14 protein-coding genes and 2 pseudogenes are annotated in these 16,707 nt (G+C 57.0%); 3 read left to right on the top strand and 13 right to left on the bottom strand.

Features of this window, described 5'->3' with window-relative positions; translation table 11 throughout:
- Nucleotides 1-15 precede the first annotated feature (15 nt).
- From J5289_RS27895 to J5289_RS27880, 4 genes and pseudogenes are all read right to left on the bottom strand, one after another.
- Entirely contained in the window at nucleotides 16-657 is a 642-nt protein-coding gene (locus J5289_RS27895) for a nucleoside hydrolase (protein ID WP_209208041.1), read from the bottom strand.
- A gap of 314 nt (nucleotides 658-971) precedes the next feature.
- Nucleotides 972-2,252: pseudogene (locus tag J5289_RS27890) on the bottom strand (P-loop NTPase fold protein); the annotation flags it as partial.
- Nucleotides 2,253-2,261: 9 nt separating this feature from the next.
- A complete protein-coding gene (locus J5289_RS27885; RefSeq protein ID WP_219276585.1) occupies nucleotides 2,262-3,080 on the bottom strand; it encodes an IS5 family transposase in 819 nt (272 codons plus the stop codon).
- A 54-nt stretch (nucleotides 3,081-3,134) separates the two neighbouring features.
- Nucleotides 3,135-3,743 (bottom strand): P-loop NTPase fold protein, encoded by a 609-nt coding sequence (locus J5289_RS27880; protein WP_247750822.1) that lies wholly within the window; start codon nucleotides 3,741-3,743, stop codon nucleotides 3,135-3,137.
- Nucleotides 3,744-3,882: 139 nt separating this feature from the next.
- Here J5289_RS27880 and J5289_RS27875 point away from each other — a divergent pair.
- Both J5289_RS27875 and J5289_RS27870 read left to right on the top strand, forming a co-directional pair.
- A pseudogene (locus tag J5289_RS27875) lies at nucleotides 3,883-5,525 on the top strand (ATP-dependent endonuclease).
- A gap of 172 nt (nucleotides 5,526-5,697) precedes the next feature.
- A complete protein-coding gene (locus J5289_RS27870; RefSeq protein WP_257625549.1) occupies nucleotides 5,698-6,660 on the top strand; it encodes an ATP-dependent helicase in 963 nt (320 codons plus the stop codon).
- 84 nt (nucleotides 6,661-6,744) lie between these two features.
- Here J5289_RS27870 and J5289_RS27865 read toward each other — a convergent pair whose 3' ends face one another.
- From J5289_RS27865 to J5289_RS27820, 9 genes are all read right to left on the bottom strand, one after another.
- Nucleotides 6,745-7,980 (bottom strand): type II toxin-antitoxin system HipA family toxin, encoded by a 1,236-nt coding sequence (locus J5289_RS27865; RefSeq protein WP_209207884.1) that lies wholly within the window; start codon nucleotides 7,978-7,980, stop codon nucleotides 6,745-6,747.
- On the bottom strand, nucleotides 7,973-8,560 hold the full coding sequence (locus J5289_RS27860; protein ID WP_209207883.1) for a helix-turn-helix domain-containing protein: 588 nt from the start codon (nucleotides 8,558-8,560) through the stop codon (nucleotides 7,973-7,975). Before J5289_RS27860 ends, J5289_RS27865 begins: the two co-directional genes overlap by 8 nt.
- Nucleotides 8,561-8,713: 153 nt before the next feature.
- Entirely contained in the window at nucleotides 8,714-9,790 is a 1,077-nt protein-coding gene (locus tag J5289_RS29640) for a hypothetical protein (RefSeq protein WP_247750818.1), read from the bottom strand.
- A 23-nt stretch (nucleotides 9,791-9,813) separates the two neighbouring features.
- Nucleotides 9,814-10,572: a DUF5677 domain-containing protein gene (locus J5289_RS27845; protein WP_247750817.1), complete on the bottom strand. Its 759-nt coding sequence runs from the start codon at nucleotides 10,570-10,572 to the stop codon at nucleotides 9,814-9,816.
- A 227-nt stretch (nucleotides 10,573-10,799) separates the two neighbouring features.
- The gene (locus J5289_RS27840) at nucleotides 10,800-11,789 is read right to left on the bottom strand and encodes a hypothetical protein (RefSeq protein WP_209207882.1); all 990 of its coding nucleotides are present in this window, start codon (nucleotides 11,787-11,789) and stop codon (nucleotides 10,800-10,802) included.
- 15 nt (nucleotides 11,790-11,804) lie between these two features.
- Complete coding sequence (locus J5289_RS27835; protein WP_209207881.1) at nucleotides 11,805-12,299, bottom strand: hypothetical protein; 495 nt, start codon at nucleotides 12,297-12,299, stop codon at nucleotides 11,805-11,807.
- 22 nt (nucleotides 12,300-12,321) lie between these two features.
- Nucleotides 12,322-13,422, bottom strand: a complete 1,101-nt coding sequence (locus J5289_RS27830; RefSeq protein ID WP_004119883.1) for an ImmA/IrrE family metallo-endopeptidase — start codon at nucleotides 13,420-13,422, stop codon at nucleotides 12,322-12,324.
- Nucleotides 13,423-13,565: 143 nt separating this feature from the next.
- Nucleotides 13,566-14,018 (bottom strand): hypothetical protein, encoded by a 453-nt coding sequence (locus tag J5289_RS27825; RefSeq protein ID WP_247750816.1) that lies wholly within the window; start codon nucleotides 14,016-14,018, stop codon nucleotides 13,566-13,568.
- 85 nt (nucleotides 14,019-14,103) lie between these two features.
- Nucleotides 14,104-15,243, bottom strand: a complete 1,140-nt coding sequence (locus J5289_RS27820; protein ID WP_209207880.1) for an RHE_PE00001 family protein — start codon at nucleotides 15,241-15,243, stop codon at nucleotides 14,104-14,106.
- 190 nt (nucleotides 15,244-15,433) lie between these two features.
- Between J5289_RS27820 and J5289_RS27815 the strand changes: the two genes are divergently transcribed.
- Nucleotides 15,434-16,582 (top strand): tyrosine-type recombinase/integrase, encoded by a 1,149-nt coding sequence (locus tag J5289_RS27815; protein ID WP_209207879.1) that lies wholly within the window; start codon nucleotides 15,434-15,436, stop codon nucleotides 16,580-16,582.
- Nucleotides 16,583-16,707: the final 125 nt, after the last annotated feature.

Genomic DNA, 16,707 nt, shown 5'->3' with positions numbered 1-16,707 from the left:
TTCGGTGACGGTGGCCTACCGTGCTACGTCGAGGCCCACCATTGTGATCGGGGACCTATCGAACACGATCGCCGCCGCGTGGGAGTCAACCGCAAAATTGAATTCTACCAGCGACGTCCTTTTGCCAGGACAGAACGCAGCGCCGCCCATGATGCTAAGGGCGCTGATGAACTCGGGCAGTTTCGGATCTAGAAGCACGGCTAGCGCTATATTGGTGAGCGGCCCCGTCGCGGAAATATTCAGCTTGCCTTCCGCCCACGCGATACGCGAGATTTCGTTGGCCGCATGACCGTTCGCAAGCGGCATTGTTGGCGCAGGCAACCTACTGCCGGCAAGACCATCGGAACCGTGCATGATGGAGAAGCCTCCGCGCGATGCCATGATCGGCCGCGCGGCTCCCGAATAGACCGGAATGTCCCGGCGTTCGCAGAGTTCAAAAATACGCCTTGCATTGTTGACGACGGACTCAAGCCCAACATTGCCGGCCACGCAGGTCCCGGCAATCATGGTGCGGCCTGAAAGGAGTGCCGGATCCGGCGGACTGCCCGCGGGCTGTTGCGCCATGCCTTCGAGGATGCCGCCGAGTGCACTGGCGGTCGAAGCAGTCCCGCCGAACCTGCTCGTTGTCGTCCTCGATCCACCGTAGCCCGTACGCACGTAGTTGCCCAAACTCCGACGCAGGTCACTCAGGTTTCCGGCTTTCGCAAATTCACCAAGGCTTCGACGGGCGCCAGCGAACCGGCTTCCGGGCGCGAGAGGGGCCGCCGGTGGCGGCACGTTTGGCGCGTCAGGTTTGTTCGGAGCAGGATCATTCCGTTCCTGTTATGGCGAATTTTGATCCGGAGTAGGATCGGGCGGCACGTCCGGCGGCTGATCTCCGGGAGGCGGGTCTTCCGCCGGTGGCGCGGGCGTCCACCCGGGCACCATGGGGACGCCTCCCTTGGGTCCGTTGCTCGATTGAGATGTCCCCATTATTGTTCAGCCTTCTCGATCGCTTTTTTGACGACCTGCGGCACACCCGAGCGCTTCCACTTCGCGAAAACGCCGTCCGCCCAAGGTTGATCTCCAATTTTCGGAACGATCCCTGGCGCAATCTGCGCCGGTGGACGATCGATAAGAAACGCGGCCAAACGCAGTCCTTGCTGAGGGTCGGCGTTCGCAAGCGCTAGGCAGGCCTCCAGGATGGCGGGGACGCCCCATTCTTGTTCCTGAAGGGCGCGTTCCAGGAGACGATCCATGATGATCGACGTTTCGATGCGCGACACCCGTGCCAATTTGTCGACCAGCGCCGCAGCCATGTCCGGATGCGTGAGCATCGCCGTCAATATTTCGGCCGCTTCCGTCGTGAGACGATCGCCGGGCGTGATAAGCGGCGCATGCTCGCGGCTGACACACAATGCGCCCATCAATTTCGCATCATGTAGCGGCGGAGGCAGGGCCAGCCATTCCTTTGAAAACGCTTCGTCCCAAGTAGCTGCAAGCTTCAGCTCTTTTCCTTCAGTGGCTGCGTCCTCCCAATCCTTCAGGAATCTGGGTTTGCCAGCGTCATCTTGGCTCACGGCTTTCAAGAGATCCGCATAAGCCCAGGGGCTGCCGAGCCGTTCGAACAGGAGAAGCTTCGCGAGGACCGCCTCATCCACGCCGACACCCTGCGCATTGGAGATCGCCATTCGGATCGACAGCGCATTCAGGAAACGTTTGATCAGTCGTGGATTACCGACAATGCCCGAGGCCGTCGTCATGATAGGCGCGAGCCTTTCAGCCGTATCAAAACGTCCGATAAGATCTGCCGGTATGTTCTCGTGCAGTCCCGTTACATATGCCTTGTCGACGCGCGCACCCTGCCACGTCTTTCGCAACTGATCGATTATTCCAACCCGCAGCTTTTCCTTTACGTCGTCCTTCAAGTCGCTGTTTTCGATGTAGAGCAACATCATGTACGCGCGGACTTCCTGCGTTCCCAAGGGAGGAACGCGAATGGGGACCTGGATCAGTTTGTCAAAATAGCTGGTGACAAGTAGATCGTCGGGAACGCCTTCGAAATGCTTGCGGACGGCGTGTTTGATCATGTCGTTGTCGGCCGCGATGACGAATGCCGTATTTTTCAGAAACAGGAACAGCCGTATGGCCTCAAGGGTCGAGATCGTCGTCTCGGGGAGGCAACGGTCAAGGTCGTCGATCAACACGACAAGAGTTACCCCAAGCTCCTCAAGGGTCTCCTCGAAATTATCCCTGAGGGCTTGGATTTCCTTAGAGTCTGTTCAAGAAAGCGGGTATCGAGCGAGCCTTTTTGTCATGAGCTTGATCATTGCTGTTTGGATGAAGGCTAGGCTTGTGGCCGAGAAACGCTCGAAATCCTTTGCCATTCGGCGGTTTATGCCGAGCCACGCCAGCGTTCGTTCGACAATCCATCGCTTTGGTAGCACCTGGAAACCGGCCTGGTTTCGTTTGATAATCTCCATCGGTCGCGGGCTGGCCTCTTCTACTGTTGTGCCCTGATAGCCGCCGTCGCCGCAGATTTTCTCGATAAAGGGAAAACGGTTGGCGAGCCTGTCGAAAACAAGTGCTGCTCCATCACGATCCTGAATTCCTGCCGAGTGGACCTCGGCTTTCAGAAGCATGCCAAGAGTATCGACCAGAATGTGCCGCTTGCGGCCCTTGATCTTCTTACCCGCATCATAGCCGATATCGAGACGAGCATCCGGGCCGGTCTTCACTGATTGGCTATCGATGATGGCAAATGACGGTTGCTCTTCTCGCCCCTCAAGCTGCCGCGTTCGGCAGTAGAGCGCGTCATGGATACGACGCCACGTCCCGTCCCGGCAAAACCGTTTGAAATAATGGTAGACCGTGCTCTTCGGTGGAAAATCATGCGGCAGCAATGCCCATTGGCAGCCTGACTGCAGCAGATAAAAAATCGCGTCCATCACCGCCCGAAGCGACGTCTTGCGTCTGCGGCCCAGTCGAGGCTGCCTCGGCATGAGGGGCTCGATCAAGCTCCACTCACGGTCATTCAGATCACTTGCGTAGCGCATGCGGCTTCTGTCATGGTGACGCCGGGTGAAGGGTGTCCAGGCCATTCGATCTCTCCGTATTTGTCGCAAAATACAAAGAATCTGATTGCCGCCCTTCACTCAACCCCGCGCACGCCCGCCATTCTTGAACAGACACTTAGGAGGTGAGGTTTCCTCTGCCGGATTGAGAAGCCCGGAGGCAGCACTTGCCACCTCACCCGCTTTCGATTTGGCGTCTTCGATTAGTTTTTGGTCGACGGAACCACCTAGAAACCGCTGCCCCAGCCCCCACAATTCGCCGATGAGCCCAGTTGGAGGAAGTCCCATCGACACCGCTATCGCCGAGCCGGCAGCGAGCTTCATTGCACGCAGCCAGTTCACGCGCTTGATGAGCGCCTTGGCCTTGTCTACTCCTCTTTCGCGCGCTCTTGCTTCCTGCTCTAGCTTCGTCGCGATGACGTCCATCAATGCGGCGCGAGCGTCGTCATAACCTTGGTAAAGCCAAGCATTGAATTCGACGAAGACGAAGTCCTTCTCGCCTTCTTTCCTCTCTCGGTTAGCGAGGGATGCTTGGGTCAGTTTTATCATGAAGGATTTTCCAATGCCCCATGATCCCGAGACACCAATTGAAATTGGGCGCCCCCGCGCCTGGACGATGATTTCCGCTACGGTGTCGGCCACTCCCGAAAAATTAAGGAAGTCTTTTTCAGTCTCATTATCTGCCCACATACAAGGCCTCCCACGTCGCGCCTGTCGATAGTAAAACCATCGCACCGAAACGTTGCACCGATGATTCGCATCACCCTACATTTGCAACGTATTGTTCGCGCCAAAGCTGTGTCAATTTGGAATTCTTGCCTCGCTGGAAATAGGGAAGTCGACGTATATCGAGAAAGTCAAAATCAAGAACTTCAAATGTTTCGAAGGCTGGTTCGAGGTCGATTTCAATCAGGGTGTCAACATCATCGTCGGCAACAACGAAGCCGGAAAATCCACGCTGCTCGAAGCTATCCATCTATGCCTGACGGGTATGCTGAAACGGAAATACCTGCGCAACGAACTATCTCCCTATCTTTTTAACCGGAAGGTCGAGCGGGCGTATCTGGACAGCATCGCCTCGAAACAACCTCTCGATCCGCCGGAGATCCAGATCGAGCTGTTTTTCGGCGGTGATAGCGATACGTTGGAAGACCTGCGCGGAAACGGGAATTCCGAGAAAAACGACAAGGCACGCGGCCTCCTCTTCTCGATCGAGTTCGATAAGAAATATGACGGTGCCCATACCGAGTTACTGAAGAGCAAGGAGATCACTCGATACCCTTGGAATTCTATCAGGTTCAATGGTCGGAGTTCTCCCGCCAACCGGCGACGGCTCGAGGCGTCCCCATCAAATTGGCGCTAATCGATTCCACGAGTACACGCGTTCAGAGCGGTTCGGATATGTATATCTCCCGCATCGTCAGGGAGTTTCTTGACGAAAAGGAACGTGTGGCGATATCGCAGGCCCACCGGAAATTGAAAGATGCTTTCAAGGCCGACGGCAATGTTAGCGCCATCAATAAAAGGCTGGCGGAAGCAGCGAAAATCAGCCGCAAAGATGTGAGTATTTCCGTCGATATGTCGTCCCACAATGCGTGGGAAAACAGCTTGATGACCTATATTAACGAGGTGCCGTTCCACTATATCGGCAAGGGCGAGCAGTGCATCGTCAAGACACGCCTTGCGCTGAGCAGCAAAAAGAACAGCGAAGCGACGGTATTGCTGATCGAGGAGCCGGAAAACCACCTTTCGCACTCAAAGCTCAACCAGCTTATCGGCGACATCAGCAAGGACAATAGCGACAAGCAGGTCATCATCACCCCACATAGCAGCTTCGTCGCGAACAAACTTGGACTGGACCACTTGGTACTGCTGCGCGATGCGAAGGTCACACGGATCAAGGATCTGAAAGCGAGTGATTTCTTCCATAAGCTGCCTGGTTACGACACGCTTCGTCTCGTGTTGTCGCAGAAGTCGATCCTCGTCGAAGGCGATGCGGACGAGTTGGTCGTCCAGCGGGCCTATATGGATGCCAACGATGGCAAATTGCCGATCGAGGATGAAATCGATGTCATTTCGGTCGGACTTTCATTCCTGCGTTTTCTCGAACTGGCGACCGCGTTGAAAATCCCGGTCGTGGTCGCGACCGATAATGACGGCGATACTGCTGCGCTCGAAAAGAAATACGCCAAATACAAGGACGTCGAACATATCAAAATCTGCTATGACCCTTTGGTGGATAAGGGCGACCTGGTCCTCAATGGCAAACCGTTCAATTACAACACCCTCGAGCCGAAACTGGTCAAATCGAACAGCGTTGAGACCTTCAATGAGCTCTTTGAAACCAAGCATAATCTCGATGGCCTTCATCGTTATATGAAAAACAACAAGACCGAGTGCGCGCTGGCGATCTTCTCGGCGAAGACAAAAATCAGTTACCCGAAGTATATTCTGGATGCGATCGCCAAATGATGGGGCCGAATAAGCTTGTCATAGCTGCGGCAGGCTCGGGGAAGACCACCTACCTCGTCAGGCAGGCGCTTGCTGTTGAAAAGAAGCGCGTCCTCATCACCACTACACGGAATCGAACGAAGAGGAGATCCGGCGCAAATTTTTCGAAATCCATGGCTCAGTTCCGGGCAACGTGCATATCCAGACCTGGTTTAGTCTGCTAATCGAGCACGGCATCAAGCCCTTTCAAGGCAAGCTGTTCGATTGGGAAGTTGCCGGCATGCTTCTGGTTTCGCAGAGATCCGGTTTTCGCGGTCGCGACCGGCAAGACCGCCCCGTGTATTGGGGTGAAGAAGATTTCCGGCGCTGCTACTTCGACGGTCGAAATCGCGTCTATTCGGACAAACTGGCGAGGCTGGTGGTGCGATGCAACGAGGCAGCAGACGGCGCCGTCATCGAGCGGCTTTCCCGTATTTATCCGTTTATTTTCGTGGATGAAGTCCAGGATCTTGCAGGCTACGACCTCGACATTTTGACCGCTCTCTTCAAGAGCCCTTCTAACGTCGTCATGGTGGGTGATCCCCGGCAGGTCACCTACGTCACTCATCTGGAGGCTCGTCTTAAAAAGTATAGGGATGGGGGGATTGCCGACTTCATTCGGGCGGAACTTCCCCGAAAAGTCACGTGCGATATTGATGTGACCAGCCTCATGGCATCGCATCGCAATAGCACCGCGATCTGCGAACTATCGTCGAAGCTTTATCCAAAATTGACGGCAGCGACTGCATGTAAATGCGCCGACTGTAGGCAGCCGGTCCCTGATGATGCGGGTCTCTACATCGTCCGACGTAACGATCTGCCACGCTATCTCAAGACCGGACGACCGGTACAGCTGCGATGGAGTTCCGCCGTTAGGGTTGCATCTGCAGCACTGCCGTCGCTTACGTTCGGACGATCCAAAGGGCTCGATTTTGACCGCGTCATTATCTATCCGACGAAAGAAATGATGGAATGGCTGAAGGGCGCCCAATCGGCGTTGAAAGCCGAAACCCGTGCGAAACTCTATGTTGCCCTAACCCGCGCAAGGCATACGGTAGCGGTGGTCCATGATCTTGCCGATGGTGAAGTCGTTCCAGGATTCACATTGTTCCAGTAGCGAAAATTTCCGGAAATGCACCCTATATAGATCTATGATTTCATCCTTGGCGGTGGGGCATCATCTTCCGATGATTCCATTTTTCTAGGTGGCTTCGTTGAATTCCCGATACAGCTCGATTGTGGGCAGATGTGCATCGATAGTCTCGCGCACCTTCGCGGCCATCGGCAGGTTGTTTTTCTCGTTTTTCCACACATCCATAAACCGTCCGACCGTCTCGCGTGCTGTCTCGAGGACCAGCTTTTCGGACAGCGCCGACTTGGCGGCCAGATGTGCAAGCTCATCCTTCGATAGCTCCTCCATTCTTTTCGTGCGTGAAAAGTTAAGCGCCGCCGTATCCTCTCCCTCGATATAGGGGATGGTCGATAGCAAATCGTAAGCCGGCGAGAGCGCAGGAGTGCGGCGATCGGGGTAGATCAGAGACCAATTTTTCAGATGCATGTCGCCATTGCCGATCAGTGTGCTGAAGACCAACCGGCGGATGAACTCCGCCACGTCGGCCGTGCTCGTCTCGATGCCGAGGACGCGGGCGATCATCCGGTAATTGCCCTTGCTGTACTTGTCATCCGGCTTCACGCCGAACACTTGCGCAAAATCCTCGATGTGTACCGGGCCCTCCGGTGTACGGTCGAAACGTCTAATAGCGAGCGCTTGCCCATGCAGTTCGCCCACGCCCTTTGGCAAGCCGCTCACTGCATCCAGCTCGACCAACTGGATCTCCGGCACATCCATGCCCATCATGCCGGCGATGGTCATCATTGAGAATTCGTTTTCTGGCACGCCGCTATACTGCTGGGAGGGCAGCTTTACGATCCATGATCCACCTGTACCCTCGGCCGGAATAGTCAGGCCGCCTCCCTTCGTGGTGTTCTTGAAGGCCGAGAATTTCAACTGCACCCCGGCCAGCGAAAAGCGCAACGCATTCGGTCGCGCTTCGACAGAAGCCTGCTCATCATCAGGCGGCAGGTCATCGCCGTCTGAGGGGTGTACCGTTACCGCACCAGGCAGGTCGCGGCCGAGCATCCAGAGCAGGAAAAACTCCCGCGTCTGTTTTAAGCCGGCGCGCTCGGCGAGGTATTTGCGCAACGGACCTTCCGGCAACAGGTTCGAAAAGAACGGCGGGACCACCATGTTATACGGACGGAACTTCGTAACCAGTGCGCCGAACGGGTCCTTGAATGACAGGCTGAGTGTCGGCCGCTTCTCGTCTTCGATATAGCCCTCGTTGAATGCGAAGATCGAGCGGCCATCCTGCAGGTTCGTCAGGGTGGCGACCGGTTCGCCGTTTAGCTTGACATCGAGCACCGTGACTTTAGGCATCGTCGTCCTCATCCAGTGCGTAGGCCGAGCGCGGGACCGCGTCATCGCGGTCGCGATGCACTGCGGCGTTGCGCAGCTGTCTTATCTCGCGCGCGATTGCACCCATTTCTTGCCGTGACATCTTATCGGCCCGGGAAGTCTCCAGGCGGTCGGCTGCCCGCTTGAGCATGTCCAGCTCGTCAGGGGTCAAAGGCAAATGCCGAAGGAGGGCCAGGCTATCCTTGAATATGTCCGCGTCGGCCCTTGTTCCAGCCCCATAGCCGAACTGCGCCAACCATCGCTCGAGATGAGCCACGAGTTTGCGCTGGTCGGATGTAAGGACGTCATTTGACGTCGAGCTGCTATCGAGGATATTGCGGATCGCCGGCATCAGCTTCTTTGGCGCAAGTACGATCTCGAGGTCGAGTGCACGCGCCACATCCACCAGGCTGCCTAGTCCGGGCTCCATCGTGCCCCGTTCGATCTGGGAAATATGGCTTTGCGTCAGGCCCGAACGTGCGCTCAGCTCACGCTGGCTTACTTTCTGCGCTTCCCTGGCAGCGCGTAATTGCTGCGTTATATGCTCTGTCTTGTATGCCACGATCATTATCCTGTATCACATGATACCGTCTATACAGGATAATATATAGATAACTCTGCAGAAGAGTGCAACATTGATACACAGAACCGCATCACTTAGGTGGTTTATATATAATCATATATCGGTGCAGCAGTGCAGCCTCATAATACGGTTCTAGCCTCTGTAGCCACCCATCAGGATGCGCAACAGATCGGCCTGTGCAGACCCTGCCGGCATCGTATCCGTTGTGAAAGGGACACTGATATAGGCCTGCCCGTCAGGTTGCGGCTGGCAATGCACGCCGAATTCCTCGAAAAGCTGGAACCCGACCGCACCAACATCGATCAGTGCATCATAGCTCGGCCAGCCCCCACGCGTATCCCATAGGCCGCGCAGCTGCTCCACCAGCCGACCGATAACCCTGAGAAAAGCCTGATCCTCGGTCGGCAATTCGGGCGCTACCTCGCAGAGGGTGTCGTATTTGTTCATCCCGTCCAGATGGCCGAACAGGTAGGATGCGATCCGCAAGGGCTCAAGGATGACGATACCGACTTCCTCAAAGACCCGCACCACATTGCCATGCAGGCGATAGGACCGGATGGCATCGCGCGCCCTGCTACGGCAATCCTTCAGCCGGACGGCCAAATTGTCGCGGAAACGGGCTTCCTCGTTGACCGCGAACCCCGCCGACAAACGGCAGACCGCGTATTCACCCCAGCAGGCTTCGGCGAAATGCTGCTCGTGATCGCGGATGAAATGTCCGGTCGGCGGACGAAAATGGATGCCAGGGAATTGGTCCTCGCGAAAGGCGTTTTCTTCGACATGCGCGCATTCATGGGCGATGATGGCAATGGCCGTCCGGAAATCCTCTTCGTCGCGATCGGCCTCCTCGAGCACAATCGGGCATACCGGACCCGCCGACAAAACGATATGCGTCTTCACGGCGTCGCCACGCATGACCACGATACTCTTTCCGACGCCGGCCAAGCCCTCGTCATTGGTACGGCTCAACGGCGCCAGCCCTTCGACGCCGCGATCGAGGTCACGCAGCGCCTCATCGTAATCGACCGCTACGGTCACACCGTCGAGCGCGCTGATATCGATATATTCCCCGACCTCGCGCAGAATGTGGAACATCTGCTGCCCGAGGCATTCGGCGCCGTACTGGTTGGTGATGCCCTGTACCGTCACCTGAATCTGTGGAAGCGTGGAGGCAGACACCTCTTGTCGCGGCGTGTCGCTCGTATCCATATTAGCCCCTCACTCCGCTCGCCTCATGCGGTTTCACCCAGCTGCGCCTGCCCGCCGGCGGCAAGCACCTTGTAGCGGGCATGCAGGTCATAGAATGCTTCGTCGCCCACCATGGTGGGTATCATGCGCACAAGGCTGAAGACGCACAGCAAAACGGCGAGGCCGAGTATGTTCAGCGTCTCCTGCAGCTCGTCTTCCTCCAGCAGGGGATCGAGGCTGAACAATGCGGTCCCGTCCGCCAGGAACGAACGATGCCGCAATAGCGAGCTGTAGGTGACATGTGCCGTGTCGGCCGAGATCTCACGATACATGTGCGCCATGCGCGGGAACTGGCTGTCCTTGCTCAGGTCACTCGGCTTTAACTGCGCGCCCTTCTTGTCATTCAGGAATTCCTGCAGCAGCTTACCCGACCCGGCATCAAGGTCCGTCTGCATGTCCTTAAAAGCCTTGGCTCTCGACCATTTACTCTTGGCTTCGTCATCCTTGAGCGCCTTCAGATAATCAGGCTTGCGGCGCGCCGCATCCATATGGATCGCGCATTCGACGACCTTGCGGCAGGTACTGCGCACATCGAGCACCTTGTCATGCTCAGCGAGCAACAATGCCGTGTCGAACAATGTCAGGGCACGGGCGAACAGCGCGAATTTCACGAACAGCAGCTCGGGCTCTTCGCCTTCCGGCGCATCGAAGCTGTCAACGTCCGCGAGCTTCGCCGCAGCCATGCGGAAATCCCTCATCCATTGCAGCCATGCTTCATTTATCTGGGGCTGATCATCATTCATGCGATTCTTCCTGGTTGCCACCGGTACATGTGGAGTCAAATAGCTATCCCGGAGGATAATCCCACCGCCAAATGGTTCGGCGGAATGCGATGCGGCTACGCGATAGTCAGGAAGTCGGCAGCCGTCAGCGCCAAACCTTTGTCGAGAGAGGCGAACTCGACCGCAGCAGCCTTTTCCGTACCGTCAGCCTCATACGGCAGAGCACCCGTGTCTTTATATGGCCGTTCCTACATCGTGGCGAACGTGAACGGAATGCGGAAGCCGCAATTGCCGTGCTCGTCCCATTGGAAGAAGAAGCCACCCTCGCCCAGCACATCGATGATGATCTCGCCGATCGGTGCGAATTCGCTTCGATCTTCCCATTGCCCGTACCTGGCCCACAGTTCTCTTAGCGCGGTGCGCAGCCTTTCGAAAAACGGTGCGAACCAATGCCCTCCCAGCGCCCCGCGAACCGCAGGCACATCGTCTATCGTCAAGCCGTGACCGTCCATATGGCCGAGCAGATAGCTGCCGCTCGTCATCAGGTTCTGGTAATACCGCACGACCTCGGAGAGTACTCGGTCATGATCGTGATCGGTGCGATAGCGCCGGATACATTCGTTTGCCCGGTTCATCGTCTCGTCGAGATGTGTGATGAATCCATTGGCGTAATCCTGCAGAGGATCTCGGCCGAACGGGGCTGCGATACGGCAAGCCGCATACTCATCCCAGCAGGCGTTTTCGGCCTGCCCTTCGCAGGCATCTGCGGCATCATCGTAGATTTTTTTTAGCAGCGTATCGGGGAACGCCTTGTCAGTCGTCATGGTGAGTTCGACATGTGCGCATTCATGGGCGAGCAGATGCAGGGAATGCGCGTAGTGCTCATCTTCCTCGTCCGGCAGTGAATAGATATAGGCAGCGTTCAATACCAAATGCGATTTGAGAATACCGTCTCGGATGACGCTCGGCGCCATCGCAACGCCTTCGACCAGCTCGGAACTGGGCGTTAGGCGGTGGTCCGTCTCATATCCTCTATCGAGTGCGAGAAGCGCTTCCTTGTAATCGACGGCGATGGTGATGCCGTCCAGCCGCTCGAGATTGATGTAACGGCTCAACTCCCGCACATAATTGCCGACGCAATAGGCGAGCTTCTCGCCTGCTTTTTCTTCCATGCCTTGGACTGAAATACCAATGCTGGGCACGGTGATCGGTCGCTCTTCCTCGGTGGTCTCCGTCATGCTTCCTCACGCTGACTACAAGTGCGTCTTGGCCCAGACCAGCGCGGTCAACGCCCCTGCCCTTGCCTCTTCCACGGATGCGAATTCCTTGTTGCCGCTGCGGGTCGCACCGTTCTTGCGGTTCGTTACCACCACGCCAAAGCCTGCATTCTTGGGGAATACCGTCAGATTATATCCTTCGGTGTTGATGTAATCATTGCCCTTGGCCGAACGTTTCCACGAGCGCTCGGCCCATGTCTTACGGCGTTTGGCGAGGCTCCTTAATCCCCTCTCCCGTTCTTTCGGACGGACATAGTCCTCTTCCATATGTTCGGCACAGACGCAGCCAACCGCCAATGATTCCGTGGTCTGGCCGTGCTCCATATAATGGACGTAGCGGATGGTGACGCTTTCGCACATTTCGCAAAGCTGGGAAGGCTCACCCAAATCCTCGATCCCGACACATGACCATCCCTTTTTGGGCACCCCAGCTTCGGACCATTTGCCATGACTCGTGTGATCCCTGGTCATCGCGTCCACTCAATCTTGACGTCTATTTCACGATACTGAGCTTCGAGCGTCGGACTTCACCACCCTCATTGTCGGTTCCGTGCTGGGGCAGAATACAAAATAAAAGTCGTTCGACCTCAGTCATTGGAAGCGATAGCTCATCGGCAACGTCCACGAGACTTTTCCGCTCCGCCCAAAGCTGGGATAGAACCTTCCCCCATAGCACAGACGTTTCCCTGGGGATGCCATCAGGTTCGCTCGTGCGATAACCGCGTTTCCCAAGCTCGATACATATGGAACGGTATTGCCATTCGGAGAGCATGGGTCTGGTAAGATGTGCCAGTCGGTATGCCAGCGCCATTGCAGAGACGCGCCACCTTTTCTTCGCCCGTAAAATGAGATCAGCCGTTATAAGACGGGGCATTCTGACCCTAACGTCTTCCTCCGGCATTAGAAAGGCGGAAGCGAAGCGGTTTGCCTCCACCTCGGCCGTGCGTGTATCTTCGTCCGCACCTGAGGTTTGGCCATGCCTGTGCAGGACCAAATGGCCCAGTTCGTGAGCCGCATCAAAAATACTACGCTCCGCCGATTTGAACGAATTCAGAAACACATACGCTTTGTCATTTTGCCAGAACGAGAATGCATCGACATTTGCCGTGGTTTCTTCTAGCCCCAGGACGCGGATGCCTTTGGCCTCCATCAGTTTCATCATGTTTGCGATGGGTTGGTAGCTGAGGCCCCAGTGCTGGCGGAGAGCATCGGCGGCAGCTTCAGGTGTCAATTCCGGGTCGAAATGCGGCAAATCCAACGCCGGTAGATTGTATCGATTTTCAAGCCACTCATAGACTTCGACCCCGTTATCGCCGGCCGAGAGGGCAGCATTTCTTTCTTTCGCGGTCATGCTCGACAGGCTGCGAAAGCTGACGATTTCTGCTGAAAGGAGTGCCGGGTCTTCCTTGAAGAAAAACTGCACGGGATAACCGAGAACCTCTGCGAGTTTCTCAAGTGTTCCAGAATCAGCCTGGTTCTGACCGGTTTCAAGCCGCGTGATTGTGACCGGCGATACGCCGGCCTTTTCTGCCAGTTCCTTCGCTGTCAGCTTCTGCCGTTTTCTGGCGAGGCTGAGTCTCTTTCCATTGAACATGATTGTTCGGCTTTATTTTCGACTGACGACGATATCCAGATCCGGATCGTTGGTCGGTTCATTGATGCCAAAATCGACCGCGTCCAGATCGCCACCCTCAATCAAAAATACGCGATCGATACAGCGAAGGAATTGGCCATTCTTCACCACAGGTAATATGTTTTGTGGTCTCCATGAAACTTGACCACGCTGATAGGGAGGTCGATACCGGCAGCTTCAAACATATCGCCACAAGCCACGCGTTCGGAGCCAGCGCCTTTTCGAGACCGCGCTTTGGGATCCGCTTTGCGGCAGGCTTGATTGACATTTACAAAGAGAACTCGAAGCTTGAGGGCGTCATTGCGTATGCCTTCCACACCTTCCTCGCTAAAGATCTCCCAATTTCCACCGAGGTTTTCGGCTCGAAGGCCCTTCACTCCGTCCATATACGCGAACATGCCGGCGGCATTGGTGGGATGAAGTGGTGAGGCTGTCGCAGCAGCAGCAAGTGCGTGATGACCTGCCGCGATCAATTTCTCACGCTCAAGTTCCAGGCGAGCAAGGTAAAGGTCGCCAATCTCAGAATCAGTGATTCTCTTTGGGCTGATATTTTCCATGCCGCCTACTCATGTTAATTTTCTTAACCTCATTTGTGGAGGAAAAAATTAACATGGTCAAGCTAGAAGAATGTATTCGACTAATTCACAGGACGCCCCAAGCGCGAAACCTCCCCCTCCCCGTCATCTCGCGCAGGCCCAGCACCAAAATAATCCGCCGCGCCGCCTGCGGCGTCACATCGAGCGCCTTCGCCACCATCCCGGCCGACACCAACGGCTTTGCCATTACGAGCTCGACCAACTCCGGCAGCTTTGAAGACGTCCGGCGTCCGTCCAGCTTCCGCTCCATCATTTTTCGCGCGAGCGCCAGACGATCGTGCTCCTTCAGCCCGATCTCGGCGGCCGCGACCAGGCCTTGGGCGATGGCCAGCAGCCGGGTTTCGCGATCACGGTTCCGGCGCCGATCGACGGGAATGGTTTTCAGGCCAAGATTGATGGCGGCAAGATGGGCGCCGCTCGTGACGCCGGCCTGGCGCAGGATCGAGGCGGCCAGCAGCCGGCCGAGCCAGGGCGAGTGCTGAAGGACGGAAAGTTCGTTCCAGGCATCAAGGGCGACGATCGCTTGAAGCATTGCCGGCAGGTCGTCCGCCTGCCGCAACACGCCGCGCCATTCGTCCAGCCGCGCGTCCTCGTCCCAATCGAGATCGTAGACCAGCGGATCTTTTTCCGCAGCACGGCTGCCGCCGGGCCTTGTTGCGTTCGCGATTGCGGCTTCCGACCGGGCCAGCACCGCATCGATCGCGGCATAGTCGACACCCGGGAGGTTCTCGATCTCGTCGATATCTTCCCCCTCCCCTTCCGCGGCGATCGCGAGCGCCGGCCGAATAACTCCGGCCGTCGTCGCCTCGTCCCCGCCGCCCGACCCGATCTCCGAGGTTTTCCGCAGCGAGCGGATGCCGTCGGCAGAGAGCGCCCAACCAGATGGCTGAGAGACTATGCGCCGGCGGGTGCGCAGGACGTCGCGGGCGATTGTCAGCTCATGGGTCGGTGTGCGAATATCGCGGGTATGATCGTGGAGAACGAGGTCCTCGATATGGACGAGTTCGCCGTCGATCCATAAAGAGGCGCAGGCGTCGGTGAACTGGGATCGTTCGAGGAAGCCTCCCCCGACCCGCGAACGGGCGATGCGCTCGTCCAAACGCGTCAGAGCGATACCGGCGTCGAAAGCCGGCTGCATCAAGGTGGATATGCTGATTTTCGCGATATCGTAAGCCATTGAAATCATGGTAAATGATTTGTTAAAGGAACTCTATCTGAATAATTAGGTTCCTCACATGGTATGATAGCCGGTTGATGTTCTAACCACCGATAAGTATCCCTTATCAGAGGTGATGGATTTCGAGTCGTAAATCAGAAAGAATCTGGCAAATCCACGGCCCGCTCGGCCGTCAAAACCGTCGATCCGGAGTTTCTGTGTGGCCAAACCGTCCATTTCCAAGACAGCAGTCGATCGCCGCGCCGACGAACTCGACACCATTGCCAGCGTCCTGCCGATCGACCGGCGCGACGAACTGGCCGAACTGCTGACCGACCAGGATGTCGAAACGCTGCGCCATCTGGTCAATGAGGGCATGGGCGTAAACACGCTGCGCGCGCTCACCTCCGACCTCGCCTATCTCCAGGCCTGGTCTCTCGCCGCGACCGGCGCATCCCTCCCCTGGCCCGCGCCTGAAGCACTGCTGCTGAAATTCGTCGCCCACCATCTCTGGCAGCCCGAACAGCGCGACATCGATCCTCAACACGGCATGCCGGCAGATGTCGAGCAAAGCCTGCGCGAGCAACGCTTCCTTCGATCTTCCGGACCGCATGCGCCCGACACGGTGCGCCGGCGGCTTGCCAGCTGGTCGACGCTGACGAAATGGCGTGGGCTGACCGGCGTCTTCTCCTCCCCTTCGCTGAAGTCCGCGATCCGTCTTGCGGTGCGCGCGACACCGCGGCCAAGGAAACGCAAAAGCGCCAAGTCGGTGACCGGCGACGTGCTGGCAAAAATGCTTGCGACCTGCAGCGCCAACAGCCTGCGCGACGTCCGCGACCGGGCGATCCTGATGGTGGCGTTTGCGTCTGGCGGTCGTCGCCGCAGCGAGATCGCCGGGCTTCGTGTCGAGCAGCTCACCGTCGAGCCACCAATCACCGTCGAGGGGGCCCCTCCCCTCCCCTCTCTCGCCATTTACCTCGGTCGCACCAAGACGTCAGGTGCCGAAAGCGATGAGGTCGTTTATCTGACGGGTAGACCTGTGGATGCGCTGAATGCCTGGCTTGCGGGGGGCAAGATTGAAAGCGGAAGTGTGTTTCGAAAGGTCGATCGTTGGGGGAATGTTTCGAAGCGCGCGCTGGAGCCGAGTGCGGTCAATGCGATCGTCAAGCAGCGCGCGGAGATGGCGGGGTTGGATGCGGGGGAGTTTTCCGCGCACGGACTCCGGTCGGGGTACCTGACGGAGGCGGCCAATCGTGGCATACCGCTTCCTGAGGCGATGGAGCAGTCTCGCCATCGTTCCGTGCAGCAGGCATCAAGCTACTATAACAACGCAACACGCCGCAGCGGTCGAGCGGCAAGAATGCTTTGAACGCCATATGGTGCCTGTCGCGATGGTCGGTCAGCGTACGCTTGGCGCACGTCCTGTGTCAGGCCCAAGTCAGCGCTGCGCTCATATCCGCGATCGAAGATCGCTTTGAGCTCTGCCTCTGGTAG

The organism is Rhizobium sp. B230/85 (assembly GCF_019355735.1).
GTDB lineage: Bacteria > Pseudomonadota > Alphaproteobacteria > Rhizobiales > Rhizobiaceae > Rhizobium > Rhizobium rhododendri.
Note: the sequence above shows the minus strand (reverse complement) of the source record. Positions and strands in the feature narration are given on the sequence as shown.

What these genes read in the sequence shown, in the direction of transcription:
- J5289_RS27835 (WP_209207881.1), bottom strand. Translation starts at nt 12,299, where the DNA reads ATGACCAGGGATCACACGAGTCATGGCAAATGGTCCGAAGCTGGGGTG.
- J5289_RS29640 (WP_247750818.1), bottom strand. Translation starts at nt 9,790, where the DNA reads ATGGATACGAGCGACACGCCGCGACAAGAGGTGTCTGCCTCCACGCTT.
- J5289_RS27885 (WP_219276585.1), bottom strand. Translation starts at nt 3,080, where the DNA reads ATGGCCTGGACACCCTTCACCCGGCGTCACCATGACAGAAGCCGCATG.
- J5289_RS27820 (WP_209207880.1), bottom strand. Translation starts at nt 15,243, where the DNA reads ATGATTTCAATGGCTTACGATATCGCGAAAATCAGCATATCCACCTTG.
- J5289_RS27825 (WP_247750816.1), bottom strand. Translation starts at nt 14,018, where the DNA reads ATGGAAAATATCAGCCCAAAGAGAATCACTGATTCTGAGATTGGCGAC.
- J5289_RS27880 (WP_247750822.1), bottom strand. Translation starts at nt 3,743, where the DNA reads ATGTGGGCAGATAATGAGACTGAAAAAGACTTCCTTAATTTTTCGGGA.
- J5289_RS27865 (WP_209207884.1), bottom strand. Translation starts at nt 7,980, where the DNA reads ATGCCTAAAGTCACGGTGCTCGATGTCAAGCTAAACGGCGAACCGGTC.
- J5289_RS27830 (WP_004119883.1), bottom strand. Translation starts at nt 13,422, where the DNA reads ATGTTCAATGGAAAGAGACTCAGCCTCGCCAGAAAACGGCAGAAGCTG.
- J5289_RS27845 (WP_247750817.1), bottom strand. Translation starts at nt 10,572, where the DNA reads ATGAATGATGATCAGCCCCAGATAAATGAAGCATGGCTGCAATGGATG.
- J5289_RS27840 (WP_209207882.1), bottom strand. Translation starts at nt 11,789, where the DNA reads ATGACGGAGACCACCGAGGAAGAGCGACCGATCACCGTGCCCAGCATT.